17 protein-coding genes are annotated in these 17651 nt (G+C 67.7%); 1 reads left to right on the forward strand and 16 read right to left on the reverse strand.

The window, feature by feature from the left end:
* Positions 1-2: 2 nt before the first annotated feature.
* The 16 genes from GH660_RS02730 to glgB all read right to left on the reverse strand — a co-directional run bounded on the left by GH660_RS02730 (position 3) and on the right by glgB (position 16464).
* Complete coding sequence (locus tag GH660_RS02730; RefSeq protein WP_153145029.1) at positions 3-1061, reverse strand: patatin-like phospholipase family protein; 1059 nt, start codon at positions 1059-1061, stop codon at positions 3-5.
* A gap of 113 nt (positions 1062-1174) precedes the next feature.
* A complete protein-coding gene (locus tag GH660_RS02735; protein WP_153145030.1) occupies positions 1175-1552 on the reverse strand; it encodes an SHOCT domain-containing protein in 378 nt (125 codons plus the stop codon).
* Positions 1553-1597: 45 nt separating this feature from the next.
* Positions 1598-2425, reverse strand: coding sequence for an alkaline phytoceramidase (locus tag GH660_RS02740; RefSeq protein WP_153145031.1), 828 nt, complete (start codon positions 2423-2425; stop codon positions 1598-1600).
* Positions 2422-3198, reverse strand: a complete 777-nt coding sequence (locus tag GH660_RS02745; RefSeq protein ID WP_153145032.1) for an META domain-containing protein — start codon at positions 3196-3198, stop codon at positions 2422-2424. The genes GH660_RS02740 and GH660_RS02745 overlap by 4 nt, the downstream gene beginning before the upstream one ends.
* 114 nt (positions 3199-3312) lie before the next feature.
* Complete coding sequence (locus GH660_RS02750) at positions 3313-3753, reverse strand: glycine zipper 2TM domain-containing protein (RefSeq protein ID WP_153145033.1); 441 nt, start codon at positions 3751-3753, stop codon at positions 3313-3315.
* Between the two features lie 32 nt (positions 3754-3785).
* Complete coding sequence (locus GH660_RS02755) at positions 3786-4646, reverse strand: amino acid ABC transporter substrate-binding protein (RefSeq protein ID WP_194266210.1); 861 nt, start codon at positions 4644-4646, stop codon at positions 3786-3788.
* Between the two features lie 160 nt (positions 4647-4806).
* On the reverse strand, positions 4807-6441 hold the full coding sequence (locus GH660_RS02760; RefSeq protein WP_153145035.1) for a complex I subunit 5 family protein: 1635 nt from the start codon (positions 6439-6441) through the stop codon (positions 4807-4809).
* Entirely contained in the window at positions 6438-7973 is a 1536-nt protein-coding gene (locus GH660_RS02765) for a complex I subunit 5 family protein (protein WP_153145036.1), read from the reverse strand. The genes GH660_RS02760 and GH660_RS02765 overlap by 4 nt, the downstream gene beginning before the upstream one ends.
* Entirely contained in the window at positions 7970-8305 is a 336-nt protein-coding gene (locus tag GH660_RS02770) for a cation:proton antiporter subunit C (protein ID WP_228276329.1), read from the reverse strand. Before GH660_RS02770 ends, GH660_RS02765 begins: the two co-directional genes overlap by 4 nt.
* Positions 8302-9237, reverse strand: coding sequence for a hydrogen gas-evolving membrane-bound hydrogenase subunit E (gene mbhE / locus GH660_RS02775; protein WP_228276330.1), 936 nt, complete (start codon positions 9235-9237; stop codon positions 8302-8304). The genes GH660_RS02770 and mbhE overlap by 4 nt, the downstream gene beginning before the upstream one ends.
* A gap of 2 nt (positions 9238-9239) precedes the next feature.
* Entirely contained in the window at positions 9240-9533 is a 294-nt protein-coding gene (locus tag GH660_RS02780; protein WP_153145038.1) for a monovalent cation/H(+) antiporter subunit G, read from the reverse strand.
* Entirely contained in the window at positions 9530-9820 is a 291-nt protein-coding gene (locus GH660_RS02785; protein ID WP_153145039.1) for a multiple resistance and pH regulation protein F, read from the reverse strand. Before GH660_RS02785 ends, GH660_RS02780 begins: the two co-directional genes overlap by 4 nt.
* Positions 9813-10301, reverse strand: a complete 489-nt coding sequence (locus GH660_RS02790) for a Na+/H+ antiporter subunit E (RefSeq protein WP_228276331.1) — start codon at positions 10299-10301, stop codon at positions 9813-9815. Before GH660_RS02790 ends, GH660_RS02785 begins: the two co-directional genes overlap by 8 nt.
* On the reverse strand, positions 10298-13354 hold the full coding sequence (locus GH660_RS02795; RefSeq protein WP_153145041.1) for an efflux RND transporter permease subunit: 3057 nt from the start codon (positions 13352-13354) through the stop codon (positions 10298-10300). Before GH660_RS02795 ends, GH660_RS02790 begins: the two co-directional genes overlap by 4 nt.
* On the reverse strand, positions 13351-14448 hold the full coding sequence (locus GH660_RS02800) for an efflux RND transporter periplasmic adaptor subunit (RefSeq protein WP_228276332.1): 1098 nt from the start codon (positions 14446-14448) through the stop codon (positions 13351-13353). Before GH660_RS02800 ends, GH660_RS02795 begins: the two co-directional genes overlap by 4 nt.
* A gap of 150 nt (positions 14449-14598) precedes the next feature.
* Entirely contained in the window at positions 14599-16464 is a 1866-nt protein-coding gene (glgB, locus tag GH660_RS02805) for a 1,4-alpha-glucan branching protein GlgB (protein ID WP_153145043.1), read from the reverse strand.
* A gap of 56 nt (positions 16465-16520) precedes the next feature.
* On the opposite strand from glgB, the gene glgC reads away from it, so the two are divergent.
* Positions 16521-17627, forward strand: coding sequence for a glucose-1-phosphate adenylyltransferase (gene glgC / locus GH660_RS02810; protein WP_228276333.1), 1107 nt, complete (start codon positions 16521-16523; stop codon positions 17625-17627).
* Positions 17628-17651 lie beyond the last annotated feature (24 nt).

The raw sequence follows: 17651 nt of genomic DNA on the forward strand, positions 1-17651 counted from the left end.
CGTCAGACCTCCGTCAAAAGATGGTCGATATTGAGGGTCGACCGCACCCCGATATCGTCGCCAAAGGTCGCGAGGAAGGTTTCGGCGGCGCGCCGCCCTTCGCTGCGCAGCATTTCGAAGAAGGGCCATTCGGCCAGCAGCTTCGAGGAATAGCCGAGCTGCAGCATGATCTCCTCGCCGGCCACGCGGTGGATGCGCATCTTCGCCCAGACGGCGCCCTCGCCGCTGCCCGGGTCGGCCACCTTGCGCAGCAGGGCCGCCATGCGCAGTTCCTTGATGAGCGGCGAATTGAAGGAAATCTCGTTCAGGCGGTTCTGGATTTCCATCGCGGTGCGTGGCGTTCCCGGCCGCTCGATCGGGTTGATCGACACCAGGATCGTGTCGGTCGAATCGCACTCGCGGACCAGCGGCGTAATCGTCGGGTTGCCGGTGAAGCCGCCGTCCCAGTAGGGTTCGCCGTCGATCTCGACGGCCTGGAACATGGTCGGCAGGCAGGCCGAGGCCATCAGCACCTCGGGGGTCATGTCGGCGTTGCGAAAAATGCGGCCGCGCCCGGTATGGACGTTGGTGGCGGTGACGAAGAGCTTGGTCCTGGCCTTGGCCAGCTTGCCGAAATCGACGCTTTCCTCGAGCACCTTCTGCAGCGGGTTGCCGCCACCCATATTGATGGTGTACGGCGAATAGAGCCGGGCGGCGATATCGGCGGCGACGAAGGCCGGCGAATAGTCGAGCGTCCATTTTCCGGTCAGGATCTCGAGCGGGCCGCGGCGGAAGGGGCTGAGCACCGCCGCATCGGCGACGCGCCGCCAGAAGCTCTCGAGCGCGGCCTTGGCGCCGGCGGGGCCGCCCTCTTCCAGGCCATACGCCATCACCGCCGCGTTCATGGCGCCGGCCGAGGTTCCGGAAATCCCGTCGTACTGCAGCCAGGGTTCCTCCAGCAGGCGGTCGAGCACGCCCCAGGTGTAGGCACCGTGCGCGCCGCCGCCCTGCAGGGCGAGATCGACCAGCACCGTGTCGCGTTGCGGGCGGCCAGCGCCCTTCTTTTCCTTGGCAGTCGCCATGTTCACAACCTCATCGCAAGAATAAAAACCTGTAGGCCGGGCCCGCCGCGCCTGCTGCGGTCGACGCCCCGAAAGACGTCATTTTCGCCCGACACGCCCATGAATGGCCGCAATCAGTCCAGCGCCTTCGCCTTCAGCCTGGCGAACTCGTCCTGGGTGATGGTCCCGGCGTCGAGCAGGGCCTTGGCATCGGCGATCTGCTCGGCCGGCGACTTGCCGGCGACCTGCCGGATGTAGGTCTCGGCCTCGGCCTTCGAGCGTTCGATGGCCGCCCGCTGCCGGGTCGCCATGCCGGTGCCGCGCACGATCACATACACGAGCGCGGTCAGCATCGGCACGAAGATCAGGCTGATCAGCCACAGCGCCTTGGAGCCGCCGCCGAGGTCCGGGTCGCGGAAGAGATCGGCGACGATCTGGAAGAGGATCAGCAGATAGGCGACGAAGACGAAGGTCGACAGAATCAGCCAGATGAAATCCCAAAAATTGCTCATGACTACCCTTTCAATGGAAAAAACTCGGTTGGCGCCACCGGCGTATCAATGCGACAGGCCATCATCCTTCAGCGTCCGCCGCATCAGCATGAGGCACACCGCGAACGCCGCAGCGGCGGCCGCCAGGTGCTTGAGCGTGTGGCCGCTGACGACGTGGGCGAACGCCAGGACTTCGCCGTCGAAGGTTTCGAGCACCTTGCTCAGGACATACCAGCCGAAAACCCAGTAGATGTCGTTGCCGCGCGTATAGCGGGAAGGATGCAGCACCGCCAGCAGCAGCAAAATGATTACCGAATAGCCCTGGAGGATACCGTAGGGGAGCACGTTGCCGGTACCCATGCGCTCGCTGATGCGCCAATAGACAACCGATGCCGCGCCGACGAGCAACATCGGCAACAGCAGCGCCAGCCCGAATCGCACATTGATGCGATCGACAATCTGGCTCGCCACCAGCCCCATGAAGGCGATGGTCATCGGCAGGCGATCCCAGAACAGGGTTTCGTTGTCGGGCGCCAGGTGGTAGTAGCCGGAGCCAAGCGCCGTCAGCAGCACGCCGACGAAGAATACGGCGTAGGGCCAGCGCTCGCCCGACGATGCGAAGCAGGTACGGCGACTGGCGACGATGGCCAGCCCGAGGACGCCGAAGACGAGGAAACCGATGTTGGAAACGACGTCGAGAAAGTTGTCGACCCCGAGCAGATGGCGATGGTCGGCGAAGTCATGGTATTCCAGCGGCTGCCGGACCGCCGGCAGCAGGAAGGCCGCCACCAGCGCGACGACGGTCAGGGCGATCACCGCGGCAAAGCGGATGTTCATTGCCCGCCCCCGCAGCGACGGCAGGGGTGACGAATGGAAATCTTGCGAATCCTTCATCGGGCGCGCCGGTTGGCGGTCAGCACGCGCTCGCCGTCGGCGCGATGGACGTCGAGCATGCCGCCGCTGATCGCCCACACGGTCGCGGTTTCAAGCGCCGTCAGGAACTGCCGCTCCTGCTCCATGACGCCCTTGCCGGCGCACAGCTTGCGCGTGGTGGCCGGCGCCTGGATGGCGATGCGCCCGCCCTCGGCCTGGTAGGCGGCATGGAAGGTGTTGCAGCCGCTGCTGCCCGACAGCGTGCCGTTCGCGAACGACAGCGTCAGCTGCGTCCCGATGAGCGGGCTGACGACGGCCTGGCGGCCGTTGTTGAAGCCGGTGATCTCCCATTTGGCGCCTTCGAGGACCGCGACCTCGCGCACGAAGACGAGCGGCGCGCCGGACGACGGCGTCAGGACGAGGCGGTCGCCGGTGATCGTGTAGCGCAACGGGCCAGTCAGCGCCCCCTTGAAGGCGCCTTCGATGGTCATGGCGTCGGCCGGGCATGCCATCATCGTGCCGGCGAGCGAACCGACGTTCACCGAAACCTGGTCGCGGTCGACGCTGTAACCGCCGACAAAACGGTTGCAACCGGAAAAGCCGGACAGGCGACCGCCCTCGAAACGCGCCGTGACCGGGCGTCCGGCGCCGTTCAACGGGCCGAGGTCATGGCCGGGCAGGCCGCTGAGCAGCCAGGTCGGCCCCTCGATCGTCGCCGCCGCTTCGCCGGCCAGCGCGGGAAGCGCCGGTAGCGCCAGGGCGACCAGCGTCGCCAGCATTCTCAAGCTGCCCATGTGCCAACTCCTGTCAAAAATCCGAATCCATTCAAGTTCGCTGTCGCCAGCATTTCAGCATTCATCGCCGGCGGGCCGGCGCCGAGGCGCCGGCCCGCCGCGAAAGCCCTTCGCTCAACGGGACGGCAGGATTTCCATGCCGTTGTTGGACACGATAACCCGATCGCCGATGCGCACCGCCGGCGACGACGTTTGCTGGATGGTCGCCAGCGAACCGTCGTCGTAGCGGATGCCGATGATCCACACCAGCGAGCTGCCGCTGGTCATGCGGTTGCCGGCGTAGGCGCCGCCGGCGGCGCCGACCACCGTCGCCGCCGTCCGCCCGGAGCCCTGGCCGACCTGGTTGCCGAGGATGCCGCCGACCAGCGCGCCGCCGATGGTGCCGAGCGTCTGATTGGAATTCTGCACGGTCTGCGAACGGATGGATTCGACGGTGCCGACGCGCGAGGCCGGTTGCGAGACCTGGAAGGCCGGCTGGGTCTGGCAGCCGCTCAGCATCGGCAGCGCCAGACACAGACTGAGCGCGAAGGCGCGCCCGAGATGCTTCAATTTCATGACTGATCCTTATTGGAGATGACAGGCCCCGTTTATTCGGGAATCGAATTCAGCAGATACATGGCGGCCAGCAGGCCGGTCGGACGACCGAGCTTGCCCAGCCACTGGGCGAAGATGGTTTCGATCTCGCCGCTCTGGTAGACCTGCGTCAGCGCCCGGTTGACCTCCAGGCGCAGCGCGGAATCGCCGCGCGGCAGTGCCATCGCGTAAGGCTCGAAGGACAGTTCCTCGGTCAGCAGCACGAACTTCCCGGCATTGCTGCCCTGCACGGCGGCACCGACCAGCTTGATGCGGTCGCCGGCATAGGCGTCGACGCTGCCCGCCTCCAGCATCTTCAGACCCTCCTGGGCATCGGTCACGCCGATGACCCGGGTTCCCGGCAGGCCGTCGGCGATGATGGCGTTGAGGCGCTTCTCGGTCGTCGTGCCCTTGAGCACCGCAATCTTCTTGCCCGCCAGTTCGGCGATGCTGTTGACCGGCGAATCGGCGCGCAGGATGACGCCGCCGGCGTCGACGAAGATCAGGCTGGAGAAATCGACGTTGGCCAGGCGGGCGAGGGTCTGCGTGGTGGTGGCGCAATCGAGGTCGGCCTTGCCGCTGCGCACCATCTGCAGGCGCTCGGGCGTCGCCCCGGCCAGCCAGTTCACCTTGAGGTTGGGAACGCCCACCGTTTCCCCGATGCGGGCGATCACGCGCTTGCAGAGGTCGATCGAATAGCCGGCCGGCTCCTTGTTGCCGTCGACGAAGGAAAACGGCAGGGCATCGGCTGCGTAGGCGACGTTGATGGCCTTCGCGGCCTTGATCCTGGCGAGCGTGTTGGGCGCCTGCTCGGCGATGGCGCCGGTGGCGAACAGACTGCCCGCGACAAGCGCCCCGATGAGAATTTTTTTCATGAGAAACCCTTTTTGTTGGCGAAAACGGAAATTTGGTCGCGCGCGCCCGGCGACGGATGGTGCACGGCAGCAGAGGACATGATCATAACAAGAAAACCGCAACCCGACGTCATGCAGCGCCCCTGCCGACCGGGAATGGGAATGACTGCCGCATCTCCATTCAGCGCCCCGCCAGCGTCGCCACGGCGAACGCCAGCGCCAGGCCCAGCAACGCGACGCTGGCCAGCGGCCACTGGCGCAGGGCGCCGTCGAGCCGGACGCAGGCCGCACCGGCCATGGCCGAAAGCGCCAGTCCCGCCCGCTCCAGGGCGACGACGACATCGCCTTCCGGCAGCTCGGGAAGCCGCTGCCAGCGTGCCAGCAGGTACGCCAGGGCGCCGCCGACGGCGATGGGCCACAACGCCGCCCACAGGGCATACGGCGCCAGCGCGTCGGGCAGCGAGTACCTCGGCGACAGCAGGAACAGCGCCCACGGCACGACCAGCGAGGCGACCGCCATGAGCAGCCACGGCCGGCGCAGTCCGCAGCTGGCCGTGGCCGCCGGATCTTCCGCCGCGAAAGCCCGCAGGCGGCGCAGGAAATGCAGCATCAGCAGGGTCGTGCCGATGGCCGACAGGGTCGCCAGCGCGCCGGACGGACCATCGCCCAGCACCTCCTTGGCCACCGCCTTGGTCAGCGCGCCGCCGCTCAGGGGCAGGCCGCCGAGGCCGACGGCGAGCACCGCGGCCGGCAGCATGATGGTCCACAGGCGCCGGCTGCCGGTGGCACTCACGACACCGACCGCCATGAACAGCGCCCCCTTGGAGAGGACATGGTTCGACGCATAGAAGGCGGCGATGAGACCGGCGTTGGGGTCGCCGGAGGCCATGCCCATGCCGATGATGGCGACGATGACCCCGAGCTGGCTGACGCTGGAATAGGCCAGCACCGTCTTCGGATGCCGCTGGGTGACGCCGACCGCCACCGCGTAGAGGGCACCGAACAGGCCGACGGCGGCGAGCGCCGCCCCCGCCGCCCACGGCGAGTGGTCGAGCGGCAGGAAACGGATCAGGCCGATGACGCTGGCCTTGACGACGGCGCCGCTCAACAGCGCCGAAGCCGGCACCGGCGCTGCCCCGTGCGCGAGGGGAATCCAGAAATGCAGCGGGACGAGACCGACCTTGATGCCGAAGCCGGCGATCAGCAACGCGAAGATCGCGTCGCGCCACGGCGAGGCGACGATGGCGGCGGGCGCGTCGGCGACCAGCAGGGTGTTGCCGGGTGCGCTGTTGACGATCAGCACGAAGCCGACCAGCAGCAGCGATTCCGCCAGCAGGGCCATGCCGATGTAGATGGCGCCGGCGCGCAGCGCAGGCGGCGTGCCGGTCTGCAGCACGAGGCCGGTAGTGCCGACGCTGAGGAGCGCCAGCAGCAGATAGACCGAAACCATGTCGGCGGCGACGAAGATGCCGAGGCAGCCGCTCAGCGTCATCAGCCAGCAGACCGCGAAACGCCCGCGATCGGGCGCCTGCCGCTGATACTCGGCGGCGTACCAGCCGCCGGCGAGCCACAGCAGCGCGGCGACGCCGAGCAGGACGGCGCCCGGCCGGTCGAGCGCGAAGGCGAGCGGGAAGCGCGCGCTGCCGAGCACCAGCAGCTCGCCACGCACGGACAGGAAGGCCGCCGCCAGGCCGGGAACGGCGCCGAGCGCCAGCCACGGCAGCATGCGCTCGCGCAGCGGCTGCCACAGGCAGGCCAGCAGCATCGCCAGCGGCAGGCCGACGGTGGCCGTGAGCAGCAGCGCCGTGAAACTCATTGCAGCCCCGCCGGCAGCAGGGCCGGGCGCCCGATCTGTACGACGTCGAGCGGCAGCAGCGCCACGCAGCCGAGCAGGAAGGAGAGACCGGCGAGGGCCAGCACCACCGCCTCGCGATGGCGCGGCACGACGATTTTCGGGGTCAACGGCACGTCGACCGCAGCCATCGCCCTGACCAGCACGATGAACACGTAAAAGCTGGTCAGCAGGCCGCCGAGCACCAGCACGACGACCCACCACCACTGGCCGGTGGTCAGCGCCGCCGCCAGCAGCAGCCACTTGGCCATGAAGCCGCCCGACGGCGGCAGCCCGATCAGCGCGACGCCACCGAGCGCGAAGGCGAGCATCGTCATCGGCAGCTGGCGGCCGACCCCGCGCAGGTCGGCGATGCGGTCATGGCCGAGGGTGCTGTAGATCAGACCGGCCCCCATGAACATCGCAGCCTTGGCCGTCGCGTGCGAAATCGCCTGCAGCATGCCGCCGGTCACCGCCGGCGCGGTCGGCAGCTGCAGCGCCGACAACCCGGCAGCGAGCGGGAACATCAGGAACAGGTAGCCGATCTGGGCGACCGTCGAATAGGCGATCAGCAGCTTGAGGCGCTTCTGGCGCAGGGCCACGACGTTGCCGACGAAGATCGCCGCGGCACCGCACGCCGCCAGCAACTGCCCGGCGGCCGGCGTGACGATGCCGGGCATGACGTCGAGCCAGAGCCGGATGACGAGGAAGAACGAGCCCTTGACCGTCAGCGCCGAGAGCACCGCGCTGGCTGCCGCCGGCGCCCCGGCGTGCGCCGGCGGCAGCCACAGGTGGAGCGGAAAGAGCGCGGTCTTGGCGAGCAGGCCGACGGTCATCAGCGCGGCAGCCGCGAACGCCGCCGGCTCGGGCCGCACCAGCGTGGCGAGCCGGGCGATGTCGAGCGTGCCGTAGGCGCCGTAGAGCAGCACCGCGCCCAGCATGTAGAGCACCGAGCCGATCAGCGCGAAGAGCAGGTAGCGCAGCGCCGCCTGCAGCGTTTCCGGGCGTTCCTCGAGGCAGACCAGCGGCACCCCGGCGAAGCCCAGCAGTTCGAGCGCGACGTACAGCGTGAACAGGTCGCCGGCGAGGAATACCGTATTGAGTGACCCCCACATGGCGAGCAGCAGCGTCCAGAACATGAACGGCCGGCGCGCCTCGCCGCCCGCCGCCGGCGCCGCGAAATCGGCATGGGCGAAGCAGGCCACCGCGAGCAGGATGACCGCAGTCGTCAGCAGCATGACCGCCGACAGGCCGTCGGCGCGCAAGGCGATGCCGAGCGGCGGCGCCCAGCCGCCGAGCAGATAGACCAGCGTCTGCCCGGAACGCACCGCCTCGACGACGATCGCCAGGGACAGCACGAGACCGAGCGGCAGCGCCAGCATGGCCACCGCCCGCGCGTGGCGCCCGCCCAGCGTGAGCGCGGCGAGCACGCCGACGAAGGGCAGGACGAGCGCTAGCACGAGCAGGTAGCCGCCGGCGCTCGTCGCCTCGGGAAGCAGGGTCGGCAACGTGTTCATGGGGTGGGCGGTTCGCCGGCATCGGCCGGCATCAGCGTGGCGGCGCCGGTCGTTTCGTGCAGGCGCACCACGAGGGCGACGGCGAGCGCCGTCGCGGAGAAGGCGACGACGATGCCGGTGATGACCAGCGCCTGCGGTACCGGGTCGCCGCCCATGCCGAGTGCCGCGCCACGCCGGGCAACGACGCCGAAGATCAGGAAGACGCCGCTGCCGACCAGGTTGAAGGAAAGGATCTTGCGCAAGGGCTGCGGATTGACGATCAGGCCGTAGAGGCCGATCCCGACCAGCGCGGCGGCGCAGAGGCCGTAGAAGGTGGATTCCGCCACGCTCACGCCCCCCGTTCCGGCGGCCCGAGCACCAGCAGGCCGAGGGTCAGGGCGATGGAGAGCATCGACGCTGCTTCGATGGCGATGATCAGCGGTTTGGCATGGCCCTCGGGGTAGGCGAGGAAGGCACCAGCCAGCGGCACGCCGGCGAAGCCGATCGCCAGGAAGACGACGGTGCCGAGCACCAGCGCGCCGCGCAGCCAGCGCTGGCTGATCGGCGGCGCCTCGACCAGCCCGGCCATGATCGCCAGCAGCCACATCGCCGCCAGCAGGGTGCCGGCCTGGAACTTGCCGCCTGGCAGGTCGGCGCCGACCCACAGGACGTAGACCGCGACGACGATGCCGAGCGGCGGCAGCAGACGCGCCAGGTAGGCCAGCATTCCGTTCTCGTCGAGTTCGTAACGCGGCCCGGGACGCCCGCCCCAGAGCGGGTCCGGCGTCAGCGTCCACACCGCGATCAGGGCGAAGACCAGGACCACCGCCTCGAGCAGCGTGTCGATCGCGCGGAAGGAGAGCAGCACGCCGGTCACCGCGTTGCCGAGGCTGGTGCTGGCAATGTTCGCCGCCACCTGCGGCGCCAGCGTCGGCGCCGGTTCGGGCAGGGTCAGCACGACCAGCGCCAGCGCTGCGGTGACGCTGCCCGCCAGCACGGCCGCCAGCAACCGCGACACCCGGCCGGGCGTCTCGGCACGGGCGGCGGACTCGGACGAGCGCAGGCGAACCACCGCGCGAATCAGCAGGACGCTGGTCAGGCCGCCGCCAATCGCCGCCTCGGTGAGCGCGGCGTCGACCGCCGCCAGCCGCACCCAGGCGAGCGCCAGCAGCAGGCCGTAGGTGGCATAGCCGATGACGGCGGCGAACGAGTTGCGCACCGCCATCGTCCACACGGCGACCGCCAGGATCAGCACGATCAGGCTGCCGTCGAAAAGCAGCGCCATATTCATACCGGCGGCCCCGAACGGCGGACGGCGCGCGCGATCAGTTGCGACGCCGTCGCCCCGGCAAGCAGCACGAGCAGCCAGACGCAGATCAGCTTGAGGCCGGCCAGCGGGCTGCCGACGCGTGGCAGCAGGCCGAGCACGACCAGCCCCAGCCCGAGGTTGTCGGCCTTGGTCAGCGCATGCAGGCGGGTCAGTGTGTCGGGAAAACGCAGCAGCCCGACCGTGCCGGCGAGGAAGAAGAAGACGCCGGCCGTCACCGCGACGATGGTCCACAGGTCGAGCAGCAGGCTCATTCGCCCTCCTTCGACCCCGCAGCCGGCGGCGTGCCCAGGCGGCCGGCAGCGTACTTGACGAAGGCAATCGAGGCGAAGGCGGCGAGCAGCGCCAGCGTCAGCGCGGCATCAGCGATGGCCGGATCGGAAATCGTCGCGCCCAGCAGCAGCGCCGCGATGCCGCCGGTACCGAGCAGCTGCGCCGCCATCATGTACTCGGCGTCACCGTGGCCGCGCAGGAGACGGACCAGGCCGAGGGCCGTCGACAGGAGCACCAGGCAGGCGGCGGCGACAAGGAACTCAGCCATGCCCGGGCGCCCTCTCCAGCACGCGCGCCAGCGCCGCCTCCTCGGCCGCCAGCTGCGCGACGACGGGTTGCCCGACGTCGAGACAGTGGAAGACGATCCCGCCCTCGCTTTCGCCGCACGGCAGGGTACCGGGCAGCAGGCTGGCGATGGTGGCGAAGGTGTTGCGCAGATGGCCCGGCGCGTGCGCGCTGGGAAAAACGACGAAACCGGGACGAAGGGGCAGGCGCGGATCGAAGGCGCGGCGCGCGACATCCCAGCCGGCCAGCAGCGACTGCCACAGGAAGCGCGGCAGCAGCGCCACCAGCGGCCACAGGCGCACCCGCTGCGGCCCGGGCGGCAACAGGTGCAGGCTCGTCCACGTGGCGCCGACCGTGGTCACCAGACCGACCGCCAGCGAAGACCAGGAGATGCCGATAAGGGCGCTCCAGAACAGCAGAAAAAGCGCCCCGCGCACCAGCGCGGCGGTGAACAGCGGGCTCACTGCGCCGCCACCGCCCCTGCCGACGATTTGCCGCCGAATACCGTCACGTAAAGCGCTGGCAGGAAGATCAGCGTCAGCAACGTCGCCACCAGCAGACCGCCCATGATGGCGAAGGCCATCGGCCCCCAGAACACGGTTGGCGCGATCGGGATCAGGCCGAGCACGGTCGAGATCGCCGTCAGGACCATCGGCCGCAACCGCGAGGTCGCCGAGGCGAGGACCGCCTCGAGAACGTTCCGGCCTTCCGCGCGGTCGGTCTCGATCTGCACGATCAGGATCACCGTGTTCTTGGCGATCATGCCGATCAGCGCAAGGATGCCGAGAATGGCCACGAAACCGAGTGGCCGGTTGAACAGCAGCAGCGAGAGGACGACGCCGATCAAGCCGAGCGGCAGCACGGCGACCACGATCGCGAGGCGGCGGAAGCTCCCCAGCATCACCATCATCGTTGTCAGCATCAGCACGATCATCAGGGGCACAACCGCGAACACCGATGCTCTCGAGATGGCGCTTTCCTCATAGATCCCGCCGGTTTCGATCTTGTACTGCGCGGGGAGCCGGGCGTTCAATTCGGCAATCTTCGGCGCCAGCGCGCCGACGACCGTATCGGGCAGGACGCTGTGGTCGACATCGGCACGCACGGTAAGGGTAGGCAACCGATTGCGACGCCAGACGAGCGGGAATTCCTGCTCCTCGACCACCGTCGCAAACTGGCTCAAGGGCACCATGCGCCCGCTTGATGTCGGCACCTGCAGCGAAGCGAGACTCCCGAACGAGGCTCGCTCTTCGTCAACCGCGCGCGCCACGACATTGACCAGGTAGATATCATCGCGCACCTGCGTGACCGTCGAGCCGGTCACTTTGGCGTTGAGCACGGTGGCCAGCGCCGCGGAGCTGATGCCAAGCTGCCGCGCCTGATCCTGATTGACGCGGACGCGCATTTGCCGGGCCGGCTCCATCCAGTCGTAGTTGATGTAGCGGGTGCGTGTGTCTGAACCCATCACCTGAGCCAGTTCGAGCGCGATTCTGCGCACCTCGTCCTTGTCCGGGCCGGTCACCCGGTACTGCAGCGGCCAGCCAACCGGTGGCCCCAGTTCGAGTGGCGAGACGCGCGCGACGACTTCCGGGAACTCCTCGGCGAGCACTTTCTCCAGCTTGGCCTGCACCCGCTCGCGCGCTTCGAGATCCTTGGTGACGATCACGAACTGGGCGAAGAACGGGTTGGGCAGCTGCACATCGAGCGTCAGGATGAAACGTATCGCGCCGCGGCCGACATAGGTGCTGTAGTGGTCGATGTCGGGATCGTCCTTGAGGAGCGCTTCGAGGCGCAGGGCCTGCGCCTCGGTGGCGTAGATCGAGGCGTTCTGCCGCAGCGTCATGCTCACGGTCAATTCGCTGCGGTCGGAGGCCGGAAAGAACTGCTGCGGTACATAGCGCAGCAAAAACATGGCGGCAACGAAAGCGGCCAGCGTCAGGGCGATGGTTAGCCATCTGGCACGGATCGCGCCTTGCAGGAAGGTGCTGTAGACAGCGACCATCTTGCTCGGCTTGGGCTCCGCTTCGACCTTGGGCGGCTTCAGGACGGCCTTGCCGAGCAGCGGTCCGAAAACCACCGCGACCAGCCACGACGCGATCAGCGAAATGGCCACCACCGAAAAGATGTCGAAGGTGTATTCTCCGGCGTTGCTTTTCGCGAAGCCGATCGGCACGAAGCTCGCGATCGTGACCAGCGCGCCGATCAGCATCGGCGCCGCCAGCGTGCGATAGGCGAAGGTAGCCGCTTCATCCATGCTGTCGCCGGCGCCGAGGCGGCGGAGCATGGCATCGACGGTCGTCATCGCATCGTCGACCAAAAGCCCCAGCGCGATGATCAGCGCGCCGAGCGAGATGCGGTGGAGGTCGATGTTGGCGATGTTCATCACGGCGAACACCACCGCCAGCGTCAGCGGAATGGCCAGCGCGACGACGGCGCCTGGGCGTCCGCCAAGGCTCACGAAGCTGCAGACAAGGATGATGATGATCGCCTGCCAGAGCGAGGTCATGAAGTCGTTGATCGCGACGTCGACACTGACGGCCTGATCCGCGACCAGCGTCGGCTCGATGCCGTGCGGCAGGTTGGCGCTGATGTCCGCCATTTCGCTGCGGACGTTGCGACCCAGCGCCAGAATGTCGCCGGCATCGCGCATGGCGATGGCGAGGCCGATCGCGGGCTTGCCATTGACACGGAACATCGGCTGCGGCGGATCGGAAAAACCGCGCCGCACCGTGGCAATGTCGCCAAGCCGGAAGATGCGGTCGCCGGCAACGAGATTGACGGACTCGATGTCGCGTTCCGAATCGAAGGAACCGCTGACGCGCAGGAACACACGCTCCTGCCCAGTCTGGATGGTGCCCGCCGGCCGCACCAGATTCTGCGCCTGCAGCGACGCGAGAATGGTCGGGTAGTCGAGGCGCAGGGCAGCCAGGCGCTCGGTGGAGAACTCGATGAAGATTCGCTCCTCCTGCGCCCCGAGCACTTCGATTTTCGACACATCGGGGACGTGCAGCAGGCGCGAACGCGCCGCTTCGACATAATCGCGCAGCTCGCGGAAGCTGAAGCCGTCGGCGGTAAAGGCATAGATGATGCCGAAGGTGCTGCCGAAGTCGTCGTTGAAACCCGGCCCGATGACACCGGCCGGCAGCGAGCCGCGCATGTCGCCGATATTCTTGCGCACCTGATACCAGATGTCGGGCACCTTGTGCGGCGGCGTCGACTGCTTCAGATCGACAAAGATCGTTGTCTGGCCGGCCGTAGTGTAGCTGCGCACCCGGTTGAGATAGTCGGTTTCCTGAATCGTTCGCTCAAGACGTTCGGTGACCTGATTCAGGGTTTCCTCGACCGTCGCGCCCGGCCAGGCGGCACTGACCACCATGGTCCGGAAGGTGAAGGCAGGGTCCTCGCCACGTCCGAGACGCTGGAAGGAGAACGTCCCGGCGACCACCGCGACGATCATCAGGAAGATGACCAGCGAGCGGTTGGCGAGCGCCCATTCCGAGAGATTCGGGCCAATCATGGCTGCGACCCGAGCAGGCGGACCTTCTGACCCGGGCGCAAGGCCTGCACGCCCGCGGCGACGACGATCTCACCCGGGTTCAGGCCTGCCGCCACCCTGACGTTCTCCGGGTCCGAAGCCTGCACTTCGATCGTGCGCAACGAAACCGTCAAGGCCTGCGGGTCGACGACCCACACCGCCGAGCGGCCTTCGGCGCGGACCAGCGCCGACGCAGGAATCTCGATCCCCTGCGGAGCACCGAGCGGCATGCGGCCGGTCACGGTAGTTCCCAGTCGCATTGCGGCCGGCGGGTCGATCAGTCCGACGCGGACCGCGAAGGTTCCGGTCACCGGATCGGCGCGCGGCGAAACCTCGCGCACCCGCCCCTTGGCCGTCACCGCGGGATCGGTTGCCAGGGTTACGGTGATTTCCGGATTGGCCGGCGCAGTGTCCTTGATCCGCGCGGACACGTCAAAAACGGCATCGCGACCATCCTTGCGCGCCACCTGAACAACCATGCGCCCCCCCTGGACAACCTCGCCGGGTTCGGCGCCAACCGCCGTCACCACACCGCCGGCATCGGCCAGCAGTCGCGTGTAACCGAGGCGGTTGCGGGCGATGCCGACCTGCGCCTGGGCCGCATCGACCTGCGCCTGGGCGCTGTTCGCGACCTGCGTGATCCGATCGAACGCTGCCTTGGAGATGAAGTTCTGGGCCAGAAGCGAACGGTTGCGTTCTTCGTTGGCGCGCGCCTCGATGAGTTGTCCGCGGGCACCCTGCAGGGTGGCTTCCGCCGCACGCAGACCGTCTTCCTCGTTTTCCGGATTTAGTCGCGCGATTTCCTGGCCGGCGGTGACCGTGTCGCCGACATTCACCGCCCGGCTGATCATGCGCCCGTCGATGCGAAACGCCAGATTGACTTCCGATTCCGCCTGCACCCTGCCGGTGAGCGACACCGAATCGCCACCGTTCCCTGACTGGATGGTGACCACCCGCACCGGACGGATTTCCGGGGCAGCGACCTCCTCGGCCGGCTGGCAGGCAGCAAGGAGGATCAGCGCCGAACCGGCGAGCAGCAAATCGAAGGTCCGCGACACGCGAGTTTGGTCAGTCAATGACATAGATCATCCCAATGAAAATCCGGAAACAGCAGGCAGTCTAGCACAGGGGTATTGCTGCAACATTATGTCTGTGTCGTGAAACCCGCACCGGCCGTGACTCCGGAGCGTTGTGCGGAGCAGCATCAACCGCAACCGGCGGCCGGGTCATTGAAGCTGCAGGACCACCGCCCCCAAGGGTGGAATCGTGATTACCAGGTGGGCAGGGCGGTTCATCCACGCGCCGGCGAACGCCTCCAGCCCGCCGCCGTTGCCGAGATTGCTGCCGCCATACCAGGCCGAATCGCTGTTGAGGATCTCGCGGTAGGCGCCGGCCTGTGGCACGCCGATGCGGTAGCCGGTTTTCGGCGCCGGCGTGAAGTTGACCGCAACCACCACGAAACTGCCGTCGCGCCCCCAGCGCAGCCACGAAAGCACCGAGTGCACGCTGTCGTGGCAATCGATCCATGAGAAACCGCCACTGGCGAAATCCTGCGTGTGCAGCGCCGGAAGATCGCGGTAGAGGCGGTTGAGGTCGGCCGACAGGCGCTGCACGCCGGCGTGTCCCGGCGCGCCGGCAATCCCCCAGTCGAGTTCGCGCGCCTCCGACCATTCGCGCCCGTGGCCGAACTCGCCGCCCATGAACATCAGCTTCTTGCCCGGCGTCAGCATCTGCCAGGCGAGCAGCAGGCGCAGGTTGGCCAGGCGCTGCCAGTCGTCGCCCGGCATCTTGCCGAGCAGCGAGCCCTTGCCATGCACCACCTCGTCGTGCGACAGCGGCAGCACGTAATTCTCGCTGTAGGCGTAGATCTGGCCGAAGGTCAGCTCGTCGTGGTGCCAGCGGCGGTGCACCGGGTCGCGCGCGAAATAGCGCAGGCTGTCGTTCATCCAGCCCATGTTCCATTTCATCGAGAAGCCGAGGCCGCCGACGTAGGTCGGCCGCGACACCTGCGGCCACGCCGTCGATTCCTCGGCGATGGTCAGCGCGCCGGGAAACTCGGCATGCACCATCGCGTTCAGTTCCTTCAGGAAGTCGATGGCTTCGAGATTTTCCCGCCCGCCGTACTGGTTGGGCAGCCATTCGCCTTCCTTGCGCGAATAATCGAGGTAGAGCATCGAGGCGACGGCGTCGACGCGCAGGCCGTCGAAATGGAATTCGCTCAGCCACCAGTGGGCCGATGACAGCAGGAAGCTGCGCACCTCGTGGCGGCCGTAGTTGAAGATGTGCGTGCCCCAGTCGGCATGCAGGCCGAGGCGAGGATCCTCGTGCTCGTAGAGCGCCGTGCCGTCGTAGCGGGCGAGGGCCCAGTCGTCCTGCGGAAAATGGCCGGGCACCCAGTCGAGGAGGACGCCGAGGCCGGCCCGATGGCAGGCGTCGACGAAGGCGCGCAGGTCGTCCGGCGAGCCGTAGCGCGAGGTCGGCGCGAAATAGCCGGTGGTCTGGTAGCCCCAGGACTCGTCGAGCGGGTGCTCGGTGACCGGCAGCAGTTCGAGGTGGGTGTAGCCCTGCTGCACGGCGTACGGAATCAGGCGCTCGGCCAGTTCGCGCCACAGGTAGCAACGGCCGTCCGGGTGGCGCATCCAGGAGCCGGCGTGCACTTCATAGATATTTACCGGCGCCCGCTGCCAGTCCCAGCCGGCGCGCCGCGCCAGCCAGTCGCCGTCGCCCCAGGCGTGCCGCGACGGCGCCACGACGTAGGCCGCCGACCCCGGGCGAAGCTCGAAGCCGCGCGCGTAGGGGTCGGCCTTGACCAGCTTGTCGCCAGTGTGGCGGTTGGTGATCTCGAAGCGGTACAGGCTGCCGGGGCCGGCCTCGGCCACCGTCGCCTCCCAGACGCCGGAGGCGCCCAGCGAATGCAGCGGATGCACGTCGCCATGCCAGCCGTTGAAATCGCCGATCACCGAAACGCGGCCGGCGTTGGGCGCCCAGACGCGAAAGACGGTGCCGGCGGCGGCAGGGTGCGCTCCCAGCAGGCGCCAGGCCTGGAAGTTCCGCCCTTCGTTGAACAGATAAAGCGCATCCGATGACTGCATTTGCTCCCCCTATCGCAGTATCATAAGACTTAAAACAGTGGACAGGGAGATCCGCCATGCCGAACAGCACCCAATGCCCGCATCAGGCCTACTGCGAGATGCGCGACCAGACGGACATGCGCTTCATCAGCCACCTGACGCGCAACACCTTCGCCATCATCCTCGCCGGCGGCCGCGGCAGCCGGCTGAAGCAGCTGACCGACTTCCGCTCGAAGCCGGCGGTGCCCTTCGGCGGCAAGTTCCGCATCCTCGACTTCACCCTCTCCAACTGCGTCAATTCCGGCATCCGCAAGATCGGCGTCGCCACGCAATACAAGGCGCACAGCCTGATCCGCCACATCCAGCGCGGCTGGAGCTTCCTCGACGGGCGGTTCGACGAGTTCATCCAGCTCCTGCCGGCGCAGCAGCAGATCGACGAGACGCAGTGGTACCAGGGCACCGCCGATGCGGTGTTCCAGAACATGCACTTCCTGCGCCGCTACAACCCGGAGCACGTGCTGATCGTCGCCGGCGACCACATTTACAAGATGGACTACGGCCGCATGCTGGCCTTCCACGCCAAGCACCAGGCCGACATGACGGTCGCCTGCATCGACGTGCCGCTCGCCGAGGCGCGGGACTTCGGGGTGATGGGCGTCGACGAGAACGACCGCGTCGTCGATTTCGTCGAGAAGCCGCAGCATCCACCGCACATTCCCGGCTACCCCGAGCGTGCGCTGGCCTCGATGGGCATCTACATCTTCAACGCCAAGTTCCTCTTCGAGCAGTTGCAGCGCGATGCCCTGACCCAGGGCTCGAGCCGCGACTTCGGCAAGGACATCATTCCCTACATCGTCGACCGCTACCGCGTCTTCGCCCACCGTTTTGGCGAATCCTGCGTCGGCAGCGACCATCACAGGCCGTACTGGCGCGACGTCGGCACCATCGACGCCTACTGGGAGGCGAACATGGAGATGACCAAGGTGACGCCGGAACTCAACCTCTACGACAAGGACTGGCCGATCTGGACCTACCAGGAACAGTTGCCGCCCGCCAAGTTCGTCTTCGACGACGACGACCGGCGCGGCACCGCCGTCGATTCGCTGATCTCCGGCGGCTGCATCATCTCGGGCGCCGCGGTCAAGCGTTCGCTGCTCTTCTCCAGCGTCCATGTCCATAGCTAGGCGCAGGTCGAGGACTCGGTCATC

Source organism: Dechloromonas sp. H13, from assembly GCF_009469615.1.
Classification (GTDB): Bacteria; Pseudomonadota; Gammaproteobacteria; order Burkholderiales; family Rhodocyclaceae; genus Azonexus.

Bases quoted from the DNA above. Each gene is read 5' to 3' on its own strand.
- GH660_RS02740 (WP_153145031.1), bottom strand. From the start codon at position 2,425: ATGAAGGATTCGCAAGATTTCCATTCGTCACCCCTGCCGTCGCTGCGG.
- GH660_RS02785 (WP_153145039.1), bottom strand. From the start codon at position 9,820: ATGGCTGAGTTCCTTGTCGCCGCCGCCTGCCTGGTGCTCCTGTCGACG.
- GH660_RS02780 (WP_153145038.1), bottom strand. From the start codon at position 9,533: ATGAGCCTGCTGCTCGACCTGTGGACCATCGTCGCGGTGACGGCCGGC.
- glgB (WP_153145043.1), bottom strand. From the start codon at position 16,464: ATGCAGTCATCGGATGCGCTTTATCTGTTCAACGAAGGGCGGAACTTC.
- mbhE (WP_228276330.1), bottom strand. From the start codon at position 9,237: ATGGCGCTGCTTTTCGACGGCAGCCTGATCGTGCTGATCCTGGCGGTC.
- glgC (WP_228276333.1), top strand. From the start codon at position 16,521: ATGCCGAACAGCACCCAATGCCCGCATCAGGCCTACTGCGAGATGCGC.
- GH660_RS02795 (WP_153145041.1), bottom strand. From the start codon at position 13,354: ATGATTGGCCCGAATCTCTCGGAATGGGCGCTCGCCAACCGCTCGCTG.
- GH660_RS02755 (WP_194266210.1), bottom strand. From the start codon at position 4,646: ATGAAAAAAATTCTCATCGGGGCGCTTGTCGCGGGCAGTCTGTTCGCC.
- GH660_RS02745 (WP_153145032.1), bottom strand. From the start codon at position 3,198: ATGGGCAGCTTGAGAATGCTGGCGACGCTGGTCGCCCTGGCGCTACCG.
- GH660_RS02765 (WP_153145036.1), bottom strand. From the start codon at position 7,973: ATGAACACGTTGCCGACCCTGCTTCCCGAGGCGACGAGCGCCGGCGGC.
- GH660_RS02760 (WP_153145035.1), bottom strand. From the start codon at position 6,441: ATGAGTTTCACGGCGCTGCTGCTCACGGCCACCGTCGGCCTGCCGCTG.
- GH660_RS02750 (WP_153145033.1), bottom strand. From the start codon at position 3,753: ATGAAATTGAAGCATCTCGGGCGCGCCTTCGCGCTCAGTCTGTGTCTG.
- GH660_RS02735 (WP_153145030.1), bottom strand. From the start codon at position 1,552: ATGAGCAATTTTTGGGATTTCATCTGGCTGATTCTGTCGACCTTCGTC.
- GH660_RS02730 (WP_153145029.1), bottom strand. From the start codon at position 1,061: ATGGCGACTGCCAAGGAAAAGAAGGGCGCTGGCCGCCCGCAACGCGAC.